General features: G+C 55.7%; 16 protein-coding genes. 11 read left to right on the forward strand and 5 right to left on the reverse strand.

Features of this window, described 5'->3' with window-relative positions:
* The 6 genes from leuC (at window position 1) to aroD (ending at window position 7,306) form a co-directional block, all read left to right on the forward strand.
* A complete protein-coding gene (gene leuC, locus ABLV66_RS21115; protein WP_047078141.1) occupies window positions 1–1,401 on the forward strand; it encodes a 3-isopropylmalate dehydratase large subunit in 1,401 nt (466 codons plus the stop codon).
* 10 nt (window positions 1,402–1,411) lie between these two features.
* Window positions 1,412–2,017 carry a 3-isopropylmalate dehydratase small subunit gene (gene leuD / locus ABLV66_RS21120; RefSeq protein ID WP_045389996.1) on the forward strand — a complete coding sequence of 202 codons (606 nt, stop codon included), beginning with the start codon at window positions 1,412–1,414 and terminating at the stop codon, window positions 2,015–2,017.
* Between the two features lie 369 nt (window positions 2,018–2,386).
* A complete protein-coding gene (locus tag ABLV66_RS21125; RefSeq protein ID WP_063413976.1) occupies window positions 2,387–4,420 on the forward strand; it encodes an oxidoreductase in 2,034 nt (677 codons plus the stop codon).
* An 11-nt stretch (window positions 4,421–4,431) separates the two neighbouring features.
* A complete protein-coding gene (locus ABLV66_RS21130) occupies window positions 4,432–5,295 on the forward strand; it encodes a shikimate dehydrogenase (protein WP_047042700.1) in 864 nt (287 codons plus the stop codon).
* A 10-nt stretch (window positions 5,296–5,305) separates the two neighbouring features.
* Window positions 5,306–6,520, forward strand: coding sequence for an MFS transporter (locus ABLV66_RS21135; protein WP_047078143.1), 1,215 nt, complete (start codon window positions 5,306–5,308; stop codon window positions 6,518–6,520).
* Between the two features lie 30 nt (window positions 6,521–6,550).
* Window positions 6,551–7,306, forward strand: coding sequence for a type I 3-dehydroquinate dehydratase (gene aroD / locus ABLV66_RS21140; RefSeq protein WP_045389987.1), 756 nt, complete (start codon window positions 6,551–6,553; stop codon window positions 7,304–7,306).
* 37 nt (window positions 7,307–7,343) lie between these two features.
* Here aroD and ABLV66_RS21145 read toward each other — a convergent pair whose 3' ends face one another.
* Window positions 7,344–8,240, reverse strand: coding sequence for a LysR family transcriptional regulator (locus tag ABLV66_RS21145; protein ID WP_045389984.1), 897 nt, complete (start codon window positions 8,238–8,240; stop codon window positions 7,344–7,346).
* Window positions 8,241–8,470: 230 nt separating this feature from the next.
* Here ABLV66_RS21145 and ABLV66_RS21150 point away from each other — a divergent pair, with 230 nt between their 5' ends.
* Window positions 8,471–9,781, forward strand: coding sequence for an MFS transporter (locus ABLV66_RS21150; RefSeq protein WP_047042710.1), 1,311 nt, complete (start codon window positions 8,471–8,473; stop codon window positions 9,779–9,781).
* Window positions 9,782–9,826: 45 nt separating this feature from the next.
* On the opposite strand, the gene ABLV66_RS21155 is transcribed toward ABLV66_RS21150, so the two are convergent.
* Entirely contained in the window at window positions 9,827–11,011 is a 1,185-nt protein-coding gene (locus tag ABLV66_RS21155; RefSeq protein ID WP_047042711.1) for a sugar efflux transporter, read from the reverse strand.
* A 163-nt stretch (window positions 11,012–11,174) separates the two neighbouring features.
* Window positions 11,175–11,327 (reverse strand): glucose uptake inhibitor SgrT, encoded by a 153-nt coding sequence (gene sgrT, locus ABLV66_RS21160; protein ID WP_015704385.1) that lies wholly within the window; start codon window positions 11,325–11,327, stop codon window positions 11,175–11,177.
* An 87-nt stretch (window positions 11,328–11,414) separates the two neighbouring features.
* Between sgrT and sgrR the strand changes: the two genes are divergently transcribed.
* From sgrR to thiQ, 4 genes are all read left to right on the forward strand, one after another.
* Window positions 11,415–13,070 carry an HTH-type transcriptional regulator SgrR gene (sgrR, locus tag ABLV66_RS21165; RefSeq protein ID WP_289576187.1) on the forward strand — a complete coding sequence of 552 codons (1,656 nt, stop codon included), beginning with the start codon at window positions 11,415–11,417 and terminating at the stop codon, window positions 13,068–13,070.
* A gap of 288 nt (window positions 13,071–13,358) precedes the next feature.
* Window positions 13,359–14,342, forward strand: a complete 984-nt coding sequence (gene thiB, locus ABLV66_RS21170) for a thiamine ABC transporter substrate binding subunit (RefSeq protein ID WP_348876877.1) — start codon at window positions 13,359–13,361, stop codon at window positions 14,340–14,342.
* Window positions 14,318–15,928, forward strand: a complete 1,611-nt coding sequence (gene thiP / locus ABLV66_RS21175; RefSeq protein WP_047042718.1) for a thiamine/thiamine pyrophosphate ABC transporter permease ThiP — start codon at window positions 14,318–14,320, stop codon at window positions 15,926–15,928. The genes thiB and thiP overlap by 25 nt, the downstream gene beginning before the upstream one ends.
* On the forward strand, window positions 15,912–16,613 hold the full coding sequence (thiQ, locus tag ABLV66_RS21180; RefSeq protein WP_047065227.1) for a thiamine ABC transporter ATP-binding protein ThiQ: 702 nt from the start codon (window positions 15,912–15,914) through the stop codon (window positions 16,611–16,613). Before thiP ends, thiQ begins: the two co-directional genes overlap by 17 nt.
* Here the strand turns inward: thiQ and ABLV66_RS21185 are convergent.
* Both ABLV66_RS21185 and araC read right to left on the reverse strand, forming a co-directional pair.
* Window positions 16,600–17,367, reverse strand: coding sequence for a DedA family protein (locus tag ABLV66_RS21185; protein WP_047042724.1), 768 nt, complete (start codon window positions 17,365–17,367; stop codon window positions 16,600–16,602). The two genes, thiQ and ABLV66_RS21185, sit on opposite strands and share 14 nt — an antisense overlap.
* Window positions 17,368–17,495: 128 nt before the next feature.
* Window positions 17,496–18,341: an arabinose operon transcriptional regulator AraC gene (araC, locus tag ABLV66_RS21190; protein WP_045389966.1), complete on the reverse strand. Its 846-nt coding sequence runs from the start codon at window positions 18,339–18,341 to the stop codon at window positions 17,496–17,498.
* Window positions 18,342–18,543: the final 202 nt, after the last annotated feature.

Here is an 18,543-nt window from a genome sequence, read left to right on the forward strand (position 1 = left end):
ATGGCGAAGACGTTATACGAAAAATTGTTTGATGCGCATGTGGTATACGAAGCGCAGAACGAAACCCCGCTGCTGTATATTGACCGCCATCTGGTGCACGAAGTCACCTCTCCGCAGGCGTTTGACGGCCTGCGCGCGCACGGTCGTCCGGTGCGCCAGCCGGGCAAAACGTTCGCCACCATGGATCACAACGTCTCAACGCAGACCAAAGATATCAACGCCTCCGGCGAAATGGCCCGTATTCAGATGCAGGAGCTGATTAAGAACTGCAAAGAGTTTGGCGTTGAGCTGTATGACTTAAATCACCCGTTCCAGGGCATCGTACACGTCATGGGCCCGGAACAGGGCGTCACCCTGCCGGGGATGACCATCGTGTGCGGCGATTCCCATACCGCCACACACGGCGCATTCGGCGCGCTGGCGTTCGGTATCGGCACATCCGAAGTGGAACACGTCTTGGCAACCCAGACCCTGAAACAGGGTCGCGCGAAGACCATGAAAATCGAGGTTCGTGGCAAAGCGGCGCCGGGCATTACCGCCAAAGACATTGTGCTGGCGATCATCGGCAAAACCGGTAGCGCCGGCGGTACCGGTCACGTGGTCGAATTCTGCGGCGAAGCCATTCGCGACCTGAGCATGGAAGGCCGTATGACCCTGTGCAATATGGCAATCGAAATGGGCGCCAAAGCGGGTCTGGTCGCACCGGACGAGACGACCTTCAATTACGTGCAGGGCCGCCTGCACGCGCCGAAGGGCCAGGATTTCGCCGACGCGGTGGAATACTGGAAAACGCTGAAAACCGACGATGACGCCACCTTCGATACCGTAGTCACGCTGCAGGCGGAAGAGATTGCGCCGCAGGTTACCTGGGGCACCAATCCAGGCCAGGTCATCTCGGTCACCGATATTATCCCGGATCCGGCATCGTTCAGCGATCCGGTCGAACGCGCCAGCGCCGAGAAAGCGCTGACCTATATGGGGCTGAAATCCGGCGTGCCGTTGACCGAGGTCGCGATCGATAAAGTCTTTATCGGTTCCTGCACTAACTCGCGAATCGAAGATTTACGCGCGGCGGCGGAAATCGCCAAAGGGCGTAAAGTGGCGCCGGGCGTACAGGCGCTGGTGGTTCCCGGCTCCGGCCCGGTGAAAGCGCAGGCGGAAGCCGAAGGTCTGGATAAGATTTTCATCGACGCCGGTTTTGAATGGCGCTTACCGGGCTGCTCCATGTGCCTGGCGATGAACAACGACCGCCTGAATCCCGGCGAACGTTGCGCCTCTACCAGCAACCGTAACTTTGAAGGCCGTCAAGGCCGCGGTGGACGCACCCATTTAGTCAGCCCGGCGATGGCCGCGGCGGCAGCGGTGACCGGCCATTTCGCCGATATCCGTAACTTGAAATAAGGAGACCATCATGGCAGAGAAATTTACCCAACATACTGGCCTGGTGGTTCCGCTGGATGCCGCAAACGTCGATACCGATGCGATCATTCCTAAGCAGTTCCTGCAGAAAGTGACGCGTACCGGCTTTGGCGCGCACCTGTTTAACGACTGGCGTTTCCTCGACGACCAGGGGCAGCAACCGAACCCGGAGTTCGTGCTGAACTTCCCGCAATATAAAGGGGCGTCTATCCTGCTGGCGCGTGAAAACTTCGGCTGCGGCTCCTCGCGCGAGCACGCGCCGTGGGCGTTGACCGATTACGGTTTCAAAGTGGTGATTGCGCCAAGCTTTGCCGATATCTTTTACGGCAACAGCTTTAATAACCAACTGCTGCCGGTGACGCTCAGCGATGAGCAGGTGGACGAGCTGTTCAAGCTGGTACAGGCGAGCCCGGGCATCAGCTTTGAAGTAGATCTTGAAGCGCAGGTGGTTAAAGCCGGGGATAAAACCTACAGCTTTAAAATCGACGACTTCCGCCGCCACTGCATGCTCAACGGTCTGGATAGCATCGGCCTGACGCTGCAGCATGAAGAGGCGATTTCCGCCTACGAGCGTCAACAGCCCGCCTTTATGAACTAACCTTTAAGCCCGGCGAGCAAGCCGGGCTTTCTCTTTGTGCTCCTCTCTGGCGCACATGACTACGTATAATTTATAGATAAATTTATTCTTCCCGTCCTTTATCATGCATTTATACCGGCGTAAGCGGGCTATTTTTGTTTATATCCACAATGACAAGTAAATAATCAGCAGAAGTATTTAAAACAAACCGCCTAATATGTGAATTAACAGTTAACTCCATAGAAAACCCCTATAGCTCAGCACAAAAAAAAGCATTATTTTTCCCCTCCCCGGCTCGTTATCTTTCCTGACAGAGAAATATTAACTTTAGATACGTCACGTCGCCTGCCTCACATCGTGGGCCGCCTGCCGTTCTTGTGGAGAGCCTAAATGAGCCACTATCCTCATCTATTCAGCCCGCTAACCATCAACGGGATGACCATAAAAAATCGCATTATCATGCCGCCGATGGGTACCAATATGGCCACTCTGAATGGCGAAGTCTCGCAGGAGCAGCTTGAATACTACGAACTGCGGGCGAAAGGCGGCACCGGGCTCATTACCGTGGAAAATATCTGCATTGATTTTCCCTTCGCCTCCAATGGCACGACGCAGTTACGTATCGATAACGATCAATATATTCCGCGCCTGTTTAAATTAACCGAAACCCTCCATAAACACGGCGCCTGCGTAGCGATTCAGCTGAATCACGCGGGCGCTTCGGCTTATGCTTATCGCCTGAATGGGCAGACGCCGCTTTCGGCATCCAGCACGCCGTCGAAAAAGCACGGTAATATTCCGCGGCCAATGACTCACGAGGAAATTTATCACGCGGTAGACAAATTTGGCGACGCCGCTGAGCGCGTACGCCGCGCCGGTTTTGACTGCGTAGAAATTCATGGCGGCCATTCCTATTTAATTAGCCAGTTTTTGTCGCCGCTATTTAATAAACGTACCGACGAATTCGGCGGCAGTATCGAAAACCGCACCCGCATATTAAGCCTGATTATCGATAAGGTTCGCGCCTGCGTTGGACCACGTTTCCCGATAAGCCTGCGCATCAGCGCCGACGATTTCTTAAAGGGCGGCAACACGCTGGAAGATTCGCTGCGCATCCTCGAGCTGTGCCAGGATAAGGTCGACATTATTAACGTCTCTGCCGCGCAGAACGATAACCTGAATTTACAAATCGACCAGATGTCGCTGGAAGACGGCTGGAAGCGCTACCTCTCTCGCGCGGTACGCGATAAATTCCATAAGCCGACGGTCATCGCCGGCAACATTCGTTCGCCAAAAATCGCCGAAGATATCCTCGCCAGCGGCGATGCCGATCTGATCGCCATTGGTCGTGGTTTGATTGCCGAGCCTGAATGGGTACAGAAAGTACAAAGCGGCAATGAGCGTCTGATGCGTAAATGCATCTCCTGCAATATCGGCTGCGCGGATCACCGCATCGCCCGTTCTCGTCCGCTGCGCTGCTCGATCAACCCGGACATCATCCACGGCGACGCTTACAAGCAGCAGCGTGTTTCGCGCGAAACCAACGTTGTGGTAATCGGCGCCGGCACTGCAGGAATGGAAGCCGCCTGCACCGCCGCGGAAGTCGGCTGTAACACCTGGCTGCTGGAAGAGAAAAGCCACGTCGGCGGACTGGCCAGCACCATTGCGCTGCTGCCGGAGAAAAAGCGCATCGCCGATTTCCCGCAGTTTATGAAAAACCGCCTTTCCGGGCTCAGTAATCTGATGCTGCAGGTCGGTAAACGCGCCGATGTCGCTTCAGTCGCCGCGCTGCATCCACAGCTCATCGTCAACGCCACCGGCTCGGTTCCTCTGCTGCCGCCTATCGAAGGCCTGCGCGAGAACATTGACGCCGAAGGTGGCCGCCTGTTTTCAATAACCGGCATGATTGAACACCTTGACGCCTTTGCCGATGCCGCAGGTAAACGCATCGTCGTGGTTGGCGGCGGCGCCGTCGGCCTGGACGTCATTGAATACTTCTCAGCGCGCGGCGCCGAGACGGTGCTGATTGAAATGCAGGACGCGCCGGGACAGGACCTCGACATTATTACCAAAAACGCGATGTTGACCATGCTGGAAGAACACCAGGTGGAGCAACACATGCAGACCCGATTAACCGCCGTCGCTCCAGACCATTTCACCGTTAATACCGTCAACGGCACGTTCGACATTCCCTTCGACTATGGCTTTGTATGCCTGGGAATGCGCGCCAACCGCGCAGGTCTCGACGATATCGCCCAGTGGGCCGCCGCCAACAACGTAAAAATCATGAATATCGGCGACAGCCTGTCGGCCCGGAGAATTATCGACGGCGTGCGCGAAGGCCGCAACGTGCTGGAGATACTCGAAGACATGGGCGTACTCGGCAATCGCGAAGCGCAACAGATTCCATTTTTAACATATTGAGGATATTAATCATGGCAGAACGTCTTACCGGTCATACCGAACTGATTGGCCTAATCGCTACCCCGATTCGTCACAGCATGTCGCCGACCATGCACAACGAAGCCTTTGCCCATCTTGGCCTCGATTACGCCTACCTGGCGTTCGAGGTCGATAACCAGGAGCTAAAAGATGTCGTGCAGGGTTTCCGCGCGCTAAAACTGCGTGGTTACAACGTCTCGATGCCGAATAAAACCGAAATTTGCCAGTATCTCGACAAGCTTTCGCCGGCGGCGCAGCTGGTCGGCGCGGTCAATACCGTCGTCAACGATAATGGCGTGTTAACCGGCCACATTACCGACGGCACCGGCTATATGCGCGCGCTGTCAGAAGCCGGTATCGATATCATTGGCAAGAAGATGACCATCCTCGGCGCAGGCGGCGCGGCTACCGCCATCAGCGTACAGGCCGCGCTCGACGGCGTGAAGGCCATCTCGATCTTCAACCGTAAAGACAAGTTCTTCGCCAATGCCGAGCAGACCGTCGCCAAGATCCGCGACAACACCGACTGCGAGATCCATCTCTTCGATCTCGACGATCATGACAAGCTGCACGCCGAAATCGACAGCAGCGTGATCCTCACCAACGCCACCGGCGTCGGTATGAAACCATTCGAAGGCCAGATGCTGCTGCCAAACGACAGCTTCCTGCGCCCGGACCTGATTGTCTCCGACGTCGTCTATAACCCGCGTAAAACCCATCTGCTGGAAGTGGCGGAGAAAAAAGGCTGCCGGACCCTCAACGGCCTGGGAATGATGCTGTGGCAAGGCGCGCGCGCGTTCGAAATTTGGACGGGCAAAGAGATGCCGGTTGACTACGTCAAGAGCATTCTGTTCTAAGAGGCAAGAGATGAAAAACAAATACATCCCTACTGCGGCAGGGCTGTATCTCAACTACCTGATCCACGGCATGGGGGTGCTTTTAATCACCCTCAACATGGCCCATCTTCAGGAACAGTGGGGAACAGACGCCGCTGGCGTATCGATCGTTATCTCCTCATTAGGTATCGGTAAGCTGGCGACGATCGTGACCGGCTTTTTGTCGGATCGCTTTGGTCGTAAGCCCTTTATCTATCTTGGGATCCTCAGCTACCTGATCTTTTTCGTCGGCATTCTGCTGACCAAAAATATCTATCTGGCCTACGTGTTTGGCATCATGGCCGGTCTGGCGAACAGCTTCCTCGACTCCGGAACCTATCCGGCGCTGATGGAGTCGTTCCCGCACTCCGCCAGCCGCGCTAACGTACTCATCAAAGCCTTCGTTTCCGCAGGGCAGTTCCTGCTGCCGTTCATTATCAGCCTGCTGATATGGGCGAATCTGTGGTTCGGTTGGTCGTTTGTGATCGCGGCGGCTCTGTTTGTACTGAGCGCAATTTATCTGCTCAAGATGCCGTTCCCCGACAGCCAGGCGGCCAAAAAGGAAGAGACTCCAACGGCGCAGACAGAAGCTTCCGCTAAGCCGCAAGCCAACAAACTGGATATGGTTGTCTTTACCCTGTACGGCTATATCGGCATGGCAACCTTTTACCTGGTCAGTCAATGGCTGGCGCAATATGGTCAGTTCGTGGTCGGCATGCCTTATGCCTCGGCGATCAAGCTGCTGAGCATCTACACCGTCGGTTCGCTGGTCTGCGTCTTCGTGACCGCCGCCTTTGTCAAAGAGGTGTTCAGCTCAGCGGTGGCCATGATCATCTATACCTGTCTGTCGATGGTCTCGCTGCTGTTAGTGTGCCTGTTCCCGACACCGGTGATGGTGACCGGCTTCGCCTTCGTCATCGGCTTTGCCGCTGCCGGCGGGGTACTGCAGTTGGGAGCGACCATCATGGCGATGAGCTTTCCGAATGGCAAAGGCAAGGCGACGGGGATCTTCTACACCGCTGGCAGCATCGCGAGCTTCACGATCCCGCTTATCACCGCCAGGCTTTCGCAGATTAGCATTGCCAGCATTATGTGGTTTGATTTCCTGATCGCCGTCATCGGCTTTGTGATCGCCCTGTACATCGGCTATCGTCAACTTCAGGCGCGCGCGGCGCAAAGAGTGTCCCGCACCACCGTCACCGCCTGAGGTTCAACGACAACAATAATGGATACCTACATGACAACTGCAGTAACCGTAAAGAACATCACCTTCAAGGAAGGCGAAACCTTAATTTGCGTACCGCTGATCGGAAAAACGCTGGATGAGCTGCTGACTAATGCTCAGGGCCTGGTTGACGCCGGCGCTGATATTATCGAATGGCGCGTTGACCATTTTACCCACGTCCGGGAAATCCCCCAGGTGCTGGCCGCGCTGGCGGAAATCCGCCATACGCTGAAAGCTCTGCCGCTGCTGTTCACCTTCCGCAGTAAGAAAGAAGGCGGCGAAACGGAAATCAGTGACGAAGCGTACTTTGAACTTAACCGCCAGGCGGCGCTAAGCGGATTCGCCGATGTTATCGACATCGAGCTGTTTAACGATGAAGCGCAAATTCGCGCGCTGGTGAACGACGCCCATCAGGCCGGCGTAAAAGTGATCATGAGCAACCATGATTTCCATAAAACGCCGGCACAGGAAGATATTATCTATCGCCTGCGTCGAATGCAGGATCTGGGTGCCGATCTGCCGAAGATCGCGGTGATGCCGCAGTCGCCTCAGGACGTACTCACTCTGCTTTCCGCCACGCTGACCATGAAAGAGAAATATGCGACGCGCCCGCTGATCACCATGTCGATGGGCAAATCCGGCGGCGTGAGCCGGGTAACCGGTCGCTTGTTCGGTTCAGCGATGACCTTTGGCACCGTCGGCCAGGCCTCCGCGCCGGGCCAGATTGCCATTGCAAAGCTGCGTGAGCTGATGGACATACTGTCCTGATAACCATGCCGCCCGGAGCCAGTCTCCGGGCGCTTACTCAGTTGATTCTCTGGCTATCATTAATAATGACGTTTTTAAATGATTGAATCGCTGAGGAAAGTACCCTTTCCTTCATCGTTGCCAGGTAGATATAACGAGGGGGAATCTCATTTTTTATTTTCAGAATGTGCACGTTATAATTTGCCAGCGCGGAGATCCTCGGCATAATCGCAATGCCATAATCGATGCTAACTAACCCCGCCATCGCGGTATCTTCATCGACGTAGCAGGCGATATCCGGCACCAGTTTTTGCTGCATGAAGACATTATCAATAAAAGGCCGCAGACCGCTGTTTTCTGAGAAGTAGATATAGGGATAGTGAATCGTCTCAACCAAATCGACCTCATTTTCATACAATCGGGCAAGCGGGTGATCTTTCGCCGTCACCACCACCAGCTCCTGCTGAATGATGGGAATAAAATCGATGTCTGGTTCATCGGCAATATATGAGCAAATCGCCAGATCGGTTTTTCCTGCCTTTAATGCTTGTAATAACGAAAGTGAAGTGCCTTGCGTGAAGGAAAAAGTCACCTTGTGACTGGATGGTGAATTAGTGTATTTATTAATTAACTGCGGAACAACAAATTCACCCATCGTATAAATAAAGGCGATACGAATATTCTCTTTCTTTTCACTATCATTGTTTTGCAGCGTCAGGCGCCCATTCTCTAAAGAAGCGAGCGCATCTTCCACATAGGGTAAAAAACGTTTACCGCTTTGCGTAATTTTGACGTTGCGGCCTTTTCTGGCGAACAGCGCCACACCCAACTCCTTCTCCAGCTCAGATATGGCGTGGCTTAACGAGGGTTGAGTGATGAACAGGCTGGATGCCGCCTCGGTGTAATGTTCCGTCTCGCTCAATCGCTTAAAATAATAAAGTTGCTTCAGGTTCATTATTTTTGTCCGTATAATATAAGAATAAAACCACTGCGCCTAATATACCATGCGGCAGGTGGATAATACGCTACAACGAGCCAATATCAGATTCCCATCAAATATTATTTGATATTTTCTTTTGTGCGTAACAAGGCGTTGCCATTCATAGACACAGTCTATGAATCATTAGAGTATTTCTGCATGCATTAATACATGCAAAAATATTTTAAACTTTAAAGGAAATCTATATGTGTATACCTGACTCTCAGGGTAGCCTGGCGTCATCGCCCGGCGCGCTAAAAAGAAGCAGAACGCGTATTTTTATTTTATCGCTCTTATCGCTGGGTACGATGATTAATTATCTCGATCGTACCATTCTTGGAATCGTTGCTCCAAAATTAACCACTGAAATCCATATCGACCCGGCGATGATGGGCATTGTTTTTTCCGCTTTTGCCTGGACTTATGCGCTGGCGCAAATTCCTGGCGGCATGTTTTTAGACCGTTTCGGTAATAAATTGACCTACGCCCTGTCCATCTTCTTTTGGTCGCTGTTTACCCTGCTGCAAAGCTTCTCGCTGGGGCTGAAATCATTGCTCCTTCTGCGTCTGGGGCTAGGCGTCAGCGAGGCACCCTGCTTTCCGGCCAATAGCCGCATCGTCAGCAAATGGTTCCCCCAGCATGAACGGGCCAGAGCCACCGCTACCTATACAGTAGGCGAATATATTGGGTTAGCCGCCTTCTCGCCATTGTTATTTTTAATCCTGGAACATCATGGCTGGCGCACCTTATTTTTTCTAACCGGCGGGCTAGGAATTTTATTCACTTTCGTATGGTGGCGTTTTTATCATGAGCCGCATGAATCGAAAACGGCAAATAAAGCAGAACTGGATTATATTGGCGCCGACCAGGTTGCCAATAAGAGTGAAAACATTCCATTTAACTGGCGTGATGCCAAACGATTACTCTGCTGTCGGCAAATTATCGGCGCCAGTCTGGGGCAGTTTGCTGGTAACACTACGCTGGTCTTTTTCCTTACCTGGTTCCCTACTTATCTGGCCAACGAACGCCACTTGCCGTGGCTTCACGTGGGCTTTTTCGCCACCTGGCCATTCCTGGCCGCCGCGGTTGGCATCATCTTCGGCGGCTGGCTTTCCGATAGGCTACTTAAGCGTACGGGCTCAGCCAATATAAGCCGAAAACTTCCAATAATTTCTGGATTATTGCTTTCCAGTTGCATTATCGCCGCCAATTGGGTGAGCGCGAATTCGACGGTAATTATTATTATGTCGATCGCTTTCTTTGGTCAGGGAATGGTTGGTCTGGGCTGGACGTTAATATCTGATATTGCCCCAGATAATATGGCTGGGTTGACCGGCGGTATATTTAATTTCTGCGCCAACCTGGCATCAATTATCGCGCCACTCATCATTGGCGTGATTATATCAGCCACCGGTAACTTCTTTTACGCCCTCATTTACGTTGGAGTGACCGCCCTGATCGGGGTAATTGCCTACATCTTTATCATCGGCGACATCAAGCGAATCGTACTGAAGTAACGCTCTCTCCGCGCCGGGCCAGCATGGCCGGCGCGGGAGATTGACTTAAATATCTTTCACCCGGCTGGTCAAAAACAGCGTCAGCAGCGAAATCGCCGCGATTGTCCAGTAGACGCTGGCGTGACCATAGCTTTGCGACAGCGCCCCCTGAATCACCCCGGCCAGAATAACCCCGGTGGAGATACTGTTGGTAAACAGCGTGGTCGCCGCCCCGGCGCGCCCCGGCATCAGGTCCTGGAACCACAACATGCCGATCCCCGCGATGATACCAATAAAGATGGCGTTGAATAGCTGCAGCGCCAGCAGCGCCGTGCGGCCATGGAACATAATCAGCCCCACATAGAACAACACGCCGGCGGCGACTGCCGCCACCATCATTTTGCGTTTACCCCAACGCTTAACGTAGTAGCCGGCCAGGATCATCGCCGGAATTTCAAGACCGGCGGCCGTGCCCATCAGTATCCCCGCCAGGCTATCCGGCAGGCCAAGATCGCTACTGATCCACAACGGCATATCGATGATATACATGGTGTTGCAGGTCCACATCAGCGTTGAGGCGATAAATAGCATGCGGACGTTTTTATCGCGCCAGCCGCCTTCCAGTTCCGGCAGGCTGCTGCCTTCCCGCAGTTGCGTCACTCGCGCCACCGAAGGCAGCTTAAAGGCAATCAGCGCCAGGCTGATGACAAAAATCCCGGCGGCGATGGAAAACATGGTCGTAAAGCCATAATTTAACGCCAGCATAAAAGCCAGCGGCGGGCCAATGACCCACGCCAGCGACAGCTGGGCGCGCATCACCGAGCTGAACATCACCACTTCGCGAGCAGAGCTATCAGCGTATTCGCGGGCAAGAGCAAACAGCTGCGGCATTGCCGCATTGGCGACCGACGCCAGCATGACGCCACAGGTGATAAGCGTCAGATAATGGCGGTTGAAAGCGAACAGCAGCGCGTTACCCACCGCCATCAGGCAGCAGAACATAATTAACCGCCGACGATCGCCGCGGCTATCGGATCGTTTGGCCAGCGCCAGGCTCACCAGGATACCGGCAATCGCATTCACCGTATAAAACAGGCCGACCCAGAACGGCTGCGCGCCGACTTCACGACTTAGAAATAGACTGAGCGTCGGCGCCTGCAGCGCCCCGGCCACGCCCATCATAAAAGCCACCAGCATAAAGGCGGCGTAGACGCCGTTTAACCGTCGCCCCATCGTCATCAACCACAGCATGAAATATCCTTAACACACGCGAAGTAAACGAAAAAAGCCAGCAGAAGCAATCTGCTGGCGGGTGATTCTATACTCTGTAGATTTCGAGTTGCAGCCAATGCGCTTGCAGCCTGAAAGACGGCGAGTATAACACCAATACTCAGTCACACATGATGTCGGCAAGTCAACGATCGGAGGTCGGCGACGTAACTCCCCACTGCATCAATTCCTCCAGCATTTTCTGCTGCCTTCCTGCTAACTGGCGGGCCAGCCAGGACGCGCCCTGCGTCGCAGAAAAGTACCGTTGATAGAACTGCTTAGTGGTTGACCTCGTCATATTCATCTCCTTACTTCATCGAGGTTCATTATTGGCTTAATATAGGAACTCATAAATTGCTGAGTTTTCGTCAGGAGTTCCTCTTTTATGCCTTCCAGCCGTCTGCAACAACAGTTCATCCGCCTGTGGCAATGCTGCGATGGCAGGTCGCAGCAGACCACCCTCAACGAACTGGCGGAAATGCTCAGCTGTTCGCGCCGCCATATGCGCACCTTGCTCAATCTGATGGAAGCGCGCGGCTGGCTGGCGTGGGAATCTGAAGCCGGGCGTGGCAAGCGCTCCAGGTTGACCTTCCTTTATACCGGTCTGGCGCTACAGCAGCAGCGCGCCGAAGATCTGCTGGAGCAGGATCGCATCGATCAGCTGGTACAACTGGTAGGTGATAAAACGGCGGTCAGGCAAATGTTGATCTCCCATCTGGGACGCAGCTTCCGCCAGGGGCGCCACATCCTGCGCGTGCTCTACTATCGGCCGATGAAAAATCTGCTGCCCGGCAGCGCGTTGCGCCGTTCGGAGACCCATATCGCGCGGCAAATTTTTAGCGCTTTGACGCGGGTAAATGAGGAAAATGGGGAACTGGAGGCCGATATTGCCCACCACTGGCAACAAATTTTGCCTAATCACTGGCGCTTTTTCCTGCGTCCCGGCATTCATTTCCATCATGGCCGCGAGCTGGAGATGGCCGACGTTATCTCTTCGCTACAGCGCAGCAGCGAACTGCCGCTATTTTCCCATATTGAGCGCATCGTCTCGCCGACCGCCTGGACGCTGGATATTCACCTCAGCCAGCCGGACCGCTGGCTGCCCTGGCTGTTAGGGCAGGTCCCGGCAATGGTGCTGCCGCAGGAATGGCGCACGATGGATAATTTTTCCAGTATGCCCATCGGTACCGGACCTTACGCGGTCGCGCGCAATAATCAAAATCAGTTGAAAATCCATGCCTTCGAAGAATACTTCGGCTACCGGGCGCTAATCGATGAGGTTAACGTCTGGGTGCTACCGGAAATTAGCGAAGAACCCAACGGCGGTTTAACCCTGCAGGGGAATACCGAAAGCGAAAAAGCCGTAGAGAGCCGCCTGGAAGAGGGGTGCTATTACCTGCTCTTTGATAGCCGCAGCCCGCTGGGCGGTAATGATGACGTGCGCCGCTGGTTAAGTTATCTGTTCCAGCCCGCCAACCTGCTGTATCACGCCGGTGAACACTATCAAGGCAACTGGTTTCCGGCCTACGGTCTGCTGCCGCGCTGGCACCACGCCCGCAGCCATGCCTGTGAAAAACCAGCCGGCCTCGAGTCAGTCACCCTCACCTACTACCGCGATCATGTGGAACATCGGGTCATTGGCGGGATCATGCGGGCGCTGCTGGCGGAACATCAGGTAAAGCTGAACATTCAGGAGCTGGAGTACGATGACTGGCATCGCGGCGAAACGGTGAGCGATATCTGGCTCAACAGCGTCAATTTCACGTTGCCGATCGATTTTTCCCTGTTCGCCTATTTATATGAAGTGCCGCTGATGCATCACTGCATTCCCATCGACTGGGAGGCAGACGCCAACCGCTGGCGCGCAGGGGAGTTCAACCCGGCGACCTGGAGCCAGCAACTGCTGGAGAAGCAGCATATTGTCCCACTGATCCACCACTGGCTGATGATTCAGGGCCAGCGCAGTATGCGCGGCGTGCGCATGAACACCCTCGGCTGGTTTGACTTTAAATCGGCCTGGTTCGCCCCGCCGGAGCCCTGAATGCTTTGCGTCAACTAACAAAATCATTACACTATCGCCGTTCTCAACGGGGTGCTAATAAACATACGCAATATCATTCAAGTTGCATCAAGGCAGCAAGCGGGTGAATCCCCTGGAACATAGATAACTATGTGACTGGGGTGAACGCGCGAAGCTAACGCAGATGCGGCTTGAAGGATGAAGCGTATGGGCTGAGAAAATACCCGTCGAACCTGATCCGGATAACGCCGGCGAAGGGATTTGAGGCCTACTCAAAATCCTTTGCCTCCCCATATACTGAGGTGCAAAGTGTTGAAAAAACTGCTTCCCCTGCTGGCGCTGGTCGCCGCCCCGGTCTTTGCTAAACCGATCCTGACCGTTTACACCTACGATTCGTTCTCCGCCGATTGGGGTCCTGGCCCGGCGGTGAAAAAGGCCTTCGAGGCCGACTGCGGCTGCGAGCTGAAATACGTCGCCCTCGAAGATGGCGTATCGCTGCTTAACCGGTTGCGAATGGAAGGCAAAAACAGCAAAGCTGATATCGTGCTCGGCCTTGATAACAATCTGCTGGCAGCCGCGGCGCAGAGCAAACTGTTTGCCAAAAGCGGCGTTCCGGGCAGCGCGGTCACTGTACCTGGCGGCTGGGATAACGACACCTTCGTGCCTTACGACTACGGCTACTTCGCCTTCGTGTATGACAAAAACAAGCTGAAAAACCCGCCGAAAAGCCTGAAAGAGCTGGTCGAGAGCCCGCAGAAATGGCGCGTGATTTATGAAGACCCGCGCACCAGTACGCCGGGGCTCGGCCTGCTGCTGTGGATGCAAAAGGTGTATGGCGATAAGGCGCCGGAAGCCTGGCAGAAGCTGGCGGCCAAAACCGTCACCGTCACCAAGGGCTGGAGCGAAGCCTACGGCCTGTTCCTGAAAGGCGAAAGCGACCTGGTGTTGAGCTACACCACCTCGCCGGCTTATCACCTCATCGAAGAGAAAAAAGATAATTACGCCGCGGCGGACTTTACCGAAGGCCACTATCTGCAGGTTGAAGTCGCCGCGCGTACCGCCGCCAGCAAGCAGCCGGAACTGGCGGAGAAGTTCCTGAAATTTATGGTCTCGCCAGGCTTCCAGAACGCGATCCCCACCGGCAACTGGATGTACCCGGTAACTCAGGTGGTGCTGCCGGCCGGCTTCAACACGCTAACCAAACCGCAAACCACGCTGCAGTTCACCCCGCAGCAGGTCACCGCGGAACGTCAAAACTGGATCGGTTCATGGCAACGCGCCGTCAGCCGCTAAGTTTCGGCTGGCTGATCCCCGGCGCCGCGGCGGCCTGCTTACTGGTCATCGTGGCGCTGGCGGCGTTTCTGGCGCTGTGGCTGGAAGCGCCGCAGGCCCCCTGGCAGACGATCCTCAGCGATAGCTATCTCTGGCACGTCGTTCGTTTCTCTTTCTGGCAGGCTTTTTTGTCGGCGCTATTTTCGGTGGTGCCGGCGATATTCCTCGCCCGCGCCCTGTATCGCCGCCGCTTTCCGGGGCGCACGCTGCTGCTGCGCCTGTGCGCGATGACGTTGATCCTGCCGGTTCTGGTGGCGGTGTTCGGCATCCTCAGCGTCTATGGCCGCCAGGGTTGGCTCGCCGCGCTGTTCCACGCGCTCGGCTGGCAATGGGATTTCTCGCCATACGGCTTACAGGGCATCCTGTTGGCCCATGTGTTCTTTAATATGCCGATGGCGACCCGCCTGCTGCTGCAGGCGCTGGAAAACATTCCCGGCGAACAGCGGCAGATCGCCGCACAGCTCGGCATGCGCGGTTTCGTCTTCTTCCGGCTGGTGGAATGGCCGTGGCTGCGTCGGCAGATCCTGCCGGTGGCTACGCTGATTTTTATGTTGTGCTTCGCAAGCTTCGCCACCGTGCTGTCACTTGGCGGCGGGCCGCGGGCCACCACCATTGAGCTGGCTATCTATCAGGCGCTAAGCTTTGATTACGACCCGGCGCGGGCGGCGCTATTAGCGATTATTCAAATGGTCTGCTGTCTTGGGCTGGTGCTGCTGAGCCAGCGCCTGAGCAAAGCCGTGGCGATCGGCGCCAACCAACTGCAGGGCTGGCGCGACCCCGATGACCGTCTGCATAGCCGCCTGTGCGATTGCGCGCTGATCGCGCTTGCTCTATTGTTGTTGCTGCCGCCGCTGTTAGCGGTAATCGTCGATGGCCTCAACGTCAATCTGCCGAAGGTGCTCGGCCAAGCCGCGCTATGGCAGGCGCTGTGGACATCGCTGCGTATCGCCCTCGCCGCCGGTCTGCTTAGCGTTATCCTGACCATGATGCTGCTATGGAGCAGCCGCGAACTGCGGGCCCGCAATCTGCCGCTGGCCGGGCAGACGCTGGAGCTCAGCGGCATGCTCATCCTCGCCATGCCGGGGATTGTGCTGGCAACCGGATTTTTCCTGCTGCTCAATAACAGCGTCGGCCTGCCGGAATCCGCCGACGGCATCGTCATCTTTACCAACGCGCTGATGGCAATCCCCTATGCCCTGAAGGTGCTGGAAAACCCGATGCGCGATATTGCCGCCCGCTACGGCGCTTTGTGTCAGTCGTTGGGGCTACAAGGTTTTAACCGGCTGCGGGTAGTGGAGCTACGGGCGCTGAAACGGCCGCTGGCGCAGGCTTTGGCTTTCGCCTGCGTGCTGTCTATCGGCGACTTCGGCGTGGTGGCGCTGTTCGGCAATGAATCCTTCCGCACGCTGCCTTTCTATTTGTATCAACAAATAGGCTCCTATCGCAGCCAGGACGGCGCGGTCACCGCGCTCCTGCTACTGTTGCTGTGCTTTATCCTTTTTACCTTGATCGAGAAACTACCGGGACGCGATGCTAAAACTCAATGATGTCACCTGGCTGTATCAGCATTTGCCGATGCGCTTTACGCTCAGCGTCGAGCGCGGAGAACGCATCGCCGTGCTCGGTCCCAGCGGCGCCGGCAAAAGCACGCTGCTGAATCTGATCGCCGGTTTTCTGCCGCCGGCCAGCGGCAGCCTGCTGATCGACGGCGAGAAGCATAACGCCACGCCGCCGGCGCAGCGTCCGGTTTCCATGCTGTTTCAGGAGCACAACCTGTTTAACCATCTCACCGTCCGGCAGAATATTGGCCTAGGCATCCACCCCGGCCTGAAGCTGAACCGCGAGCAGCACGCGCAGGTCACGGCGATAGCCGGGCAGATGGGAATGGATACGCTGCTGGATCGTCTACCGGGCGAGCTTTCCGGCGGTCAGCGGCAGCGAGCGGCGCTGGCCCGCTGTCTGATACGCCAACAGCCGGTGCTGCTGCTTGATGAACCCTTCTCGGCGCTCGACCCGGCGCTGCGTCAGGAGATGCTGACGCTGGTCGCCGATGTCTGTCAGCGGCAACAGTTGACGCTGTTGATGGTGTCGCACAGCGTGGAGGATGCGGCGCGCATTGCGCCTCGCTCCATCGTGGTGGCCGAAGGGCGCATTGCCTGGGACGGCGCCACTGACGATCTGTTAAGCGGCAACAGCAGCGCCTCGGCGCTGTTGGGAATTAGCGCGAAATGACCTTATGCAGGATCTCAAGGTAGACCGGCATCAGGGGATGGCGAAAAACAAATGTTAGCGCCGCTACCGCCAGCGCCGCCATCAACGGCGCCAGCCACAGCAGGCGTCCGCGCGGTAACCAACGGGTCAGGCGATCGCCGGAGGTTTTCGCGCTCCGCCACAGTCGCCAGCACAGCCAACCCGCCAGCCACGCCAGCAGCGCCGCGCCCAGCAGCAGCCACTTAAAGCTGGCGCTGTTTTCATCGGCAGGAATATCAATCGCCGCCCCCGCCAGAATACCGGGGAGGAAATAGAGCGGCGGCCAGAGCAGGCAGCCAATAATATTCGGCAGCACGAACTTCGCCACCGGCAGGTCGAGCATCCCGGCGACCATTGGCACCAGCGGCCGCGTCGGCCCGACAAAGCGGCCAATCAGAATCGTCACCATGCTGTGCTGGTGCAGCGCGTGTTCGGTTTTCTCCAGCAGCGCGCGATTTTTTTTCATAAACGACCAGCGGTGTAACGGCTTTTTAAAGCGCCAGCCGAGCCAGAATGAGATCCAGTCTCCCAACAGGCAGCCGACAATCCCCGCCAGCCACGCCTGCCAGAAGTTAACTTCGCCGCTGCCGATGAGCGCCCCCAGGCCAGCCATCATGACCGTGCCGGGTAAAATAAGCCCCACCAGCGCCAGCGACTCAAGAAATGCCACCAGCATCACGGCTATCAACGAGTAGACCGTGGATTGGGTGATAAAGTGTTCCAGCAATGCCTGCATAATGTACCCGGTTAAAAAACGAAGCCCGGATTCTCCGGAGCCGTCACGTCGTCGTCAAGCCACCAATTGTCTTAATAGTTTACTGGCTGTGACATTTAAGCGGGTCATCATTTCACTTTCTTTACTTTTTATTCACATCCTGCGCGAAATTCACTGGGGCTGGCGCCGGTACATTTTTTGAAGACCCGCGAAAAATAGAGCTGATCTTCGAAGCCAACGTTGCGGCCGACGCTGGCAATTGGCATCCGGGTAGTACTCAACAGCAGTTTGGCCTGGCTAATTCGCTGATCTTCCCGCCAGCCAAGTACGCTTATCCCCAACTGCTGGCGAAACAGGTGCGACAGACGCGAAGGCGACAGACAGACGTGCTGGGCGACGCTGGCGATATCGAAATGGCTGTCCGCCAGATGGTCGCTGATGTACTGGCAGGCATCGCGCACCCGGTTATCGAGCGGCGGATGCAGCGATTCGTTAATCGCCTCCATGCGCCGCAGTAGCAACTGTTCCAGCAGGTTAATCGCCAGCAGTTCGGAATAACGCCCCGCCCCCTGACCGGCATCGACAATCTGCCCGAAGAGCTCGCCAAACCGCGCTTGCCATTGTTCATCCGGGCGGAAGAAACCGGTCTGGGCGAAGATCGTCGGCCAGTTGAGCCATTCGTGCCAGTAGGCGCGTGGGCGGAAATAGACCCACTGGTGATACCACTCGCTGGCGTCGGGATGGCGGCCATAGTGATGAATCTCCCCCGGCGGAAACAGCAGCATATCGCCGGGGCGACAAACGAACTGTTCGCCGTGGTTGTTAATCACCCCCTCGCCGCGGATCGTCAGGTTGAGAATATAGCCTTTCATGCCCAGCGGGCGGTCGATAAAGAAATCGAGATAACCCTGCGCCTCAATCGGCGTCAGGCCGGTGACCAGATGAGCGTTAAAGGAATAGCCCGGCAGCAGCGGATCGTTTTGCGTTTCGGCCATAAGCGTCGTTCTCCACGAGGTATTTTTGACACCAATTGTCCATATTCATCATTTTATCGCCATCCGCGCCGTTGCGACTGCGATACCGGTGGGAATTTAGACAAAAACCCGCACAGTGAGCGAAAAAAGCGCTACCAGCACGCATTTCGCGTTGATCCAGCGCATAACAAAAGTGTCTATAAATACGGCAGGAAAGTCCACA

This window comes from Klebsiella sp. CN_Kp073 (assembly GCF_040065495.2).
GTDB lineage: Bacteria > Pseudomonadota > Gammaproteobacteria > Enterobacterales > Enterobacteriaceae > Klebsiella > Klebsiella aerogenes.

Coding starts and splice junctions, on each gene's coding strand:
- leuC (WP_047078141.1), top strand. CDS start 1: ATGGCGAAGACGTTATACGAAAAATTGTTTGATGCGCATGTGGTATAC.
- ABLV66_RS21150 (WP_047042710.1), top strand. CDS start 8,471: ATGTGTATACCTGACTCTCAGGGTAGCCTGGCGTCATCGCCCGGCGCG.
- ABLV66_RS21185 (WP_047042724.1), bottom strand. CDS start 17,367: ATGCAGGCATTGCTGGAACACTTTATCACCCAATCCACGGTCTACTCG.
- aroD (WP_045389987.1), top strand. CDS start 6,551: ATGACAACTGCAGTAACCGTAAAGAACATCACCTTCAAGGAAGGCGAA.
- araC (WP_045389966.1), bottom strand. CDS start 18,341: ATGGCCGAAACGCAAAACGATCCGCTGCTGCCGGGCTATTCCTTTAAC.
- sgrR (WP_289576187.1), top strand. CDS start 11,415: ATGCCTTCCAGCCGTCTGCAACAACAGTTCATCCGCCTGTGGCAATGC.
- ABLV66_RS21155 (WP_047042711.1), bottom strand. CDS start 11,011: ATGCTGTGGTTGATGACGATGGGGCGACGGTTAAACGGCGTCTACGCC.
- sgrT (WP_015704385.1), bottom strand. CDS start 11,327: ATGACGAGGTCAACCACTAAGCAGTTCTATCAACGGTACTTTTCTGCG.
- ABLV66_RS21145 (WP_045389984.1), bottom strand. CDS start 8,240: ATGAACCTGAAGCAACTTTATTATTTTAAGCGATTGAGCGAGACGGAA.
- ABLV66_RS21125 (WP_063413976.1), top strand. CDS start 2,387: ATGAGCCACTATCCTCATCTATTCAGCCCGCTAACCATCAACGGGATG.
- leuD (WP_045389996.1), top strand. CDS start 1,412: ATGGCAGAGAAATTTACCCAACATACTGGCCTGGTGGTTCCGCTGGAT.
- thiQ (WP_047065227.1), top strand. CDS start 15,912: ATGCTAAAACTCAATGATGTCACCTGGCTGTATCAGCATTTGCCGATG.
- ABLV66_RS21135 (WP_047078143.1), top strand. CDS start 5,306: ATGAAAAACAAATACATCCCTACTGCGGCAGGGCTGTATCTCAACTAC.
- thiP (WP_047042718.1), top strand. CDS start 14,318: ATGGCAACGCGCCGTCAGCCGCTAAGTTTCGGCTGGCTGATCCCCGGC.
- ABLV66_RS21130 (WP_047042700.1), top strand. CDS start 4,432: ATGGCAGAACGTCTTACCGGTCATACCGAACTGATTGGCCTAATCGCT.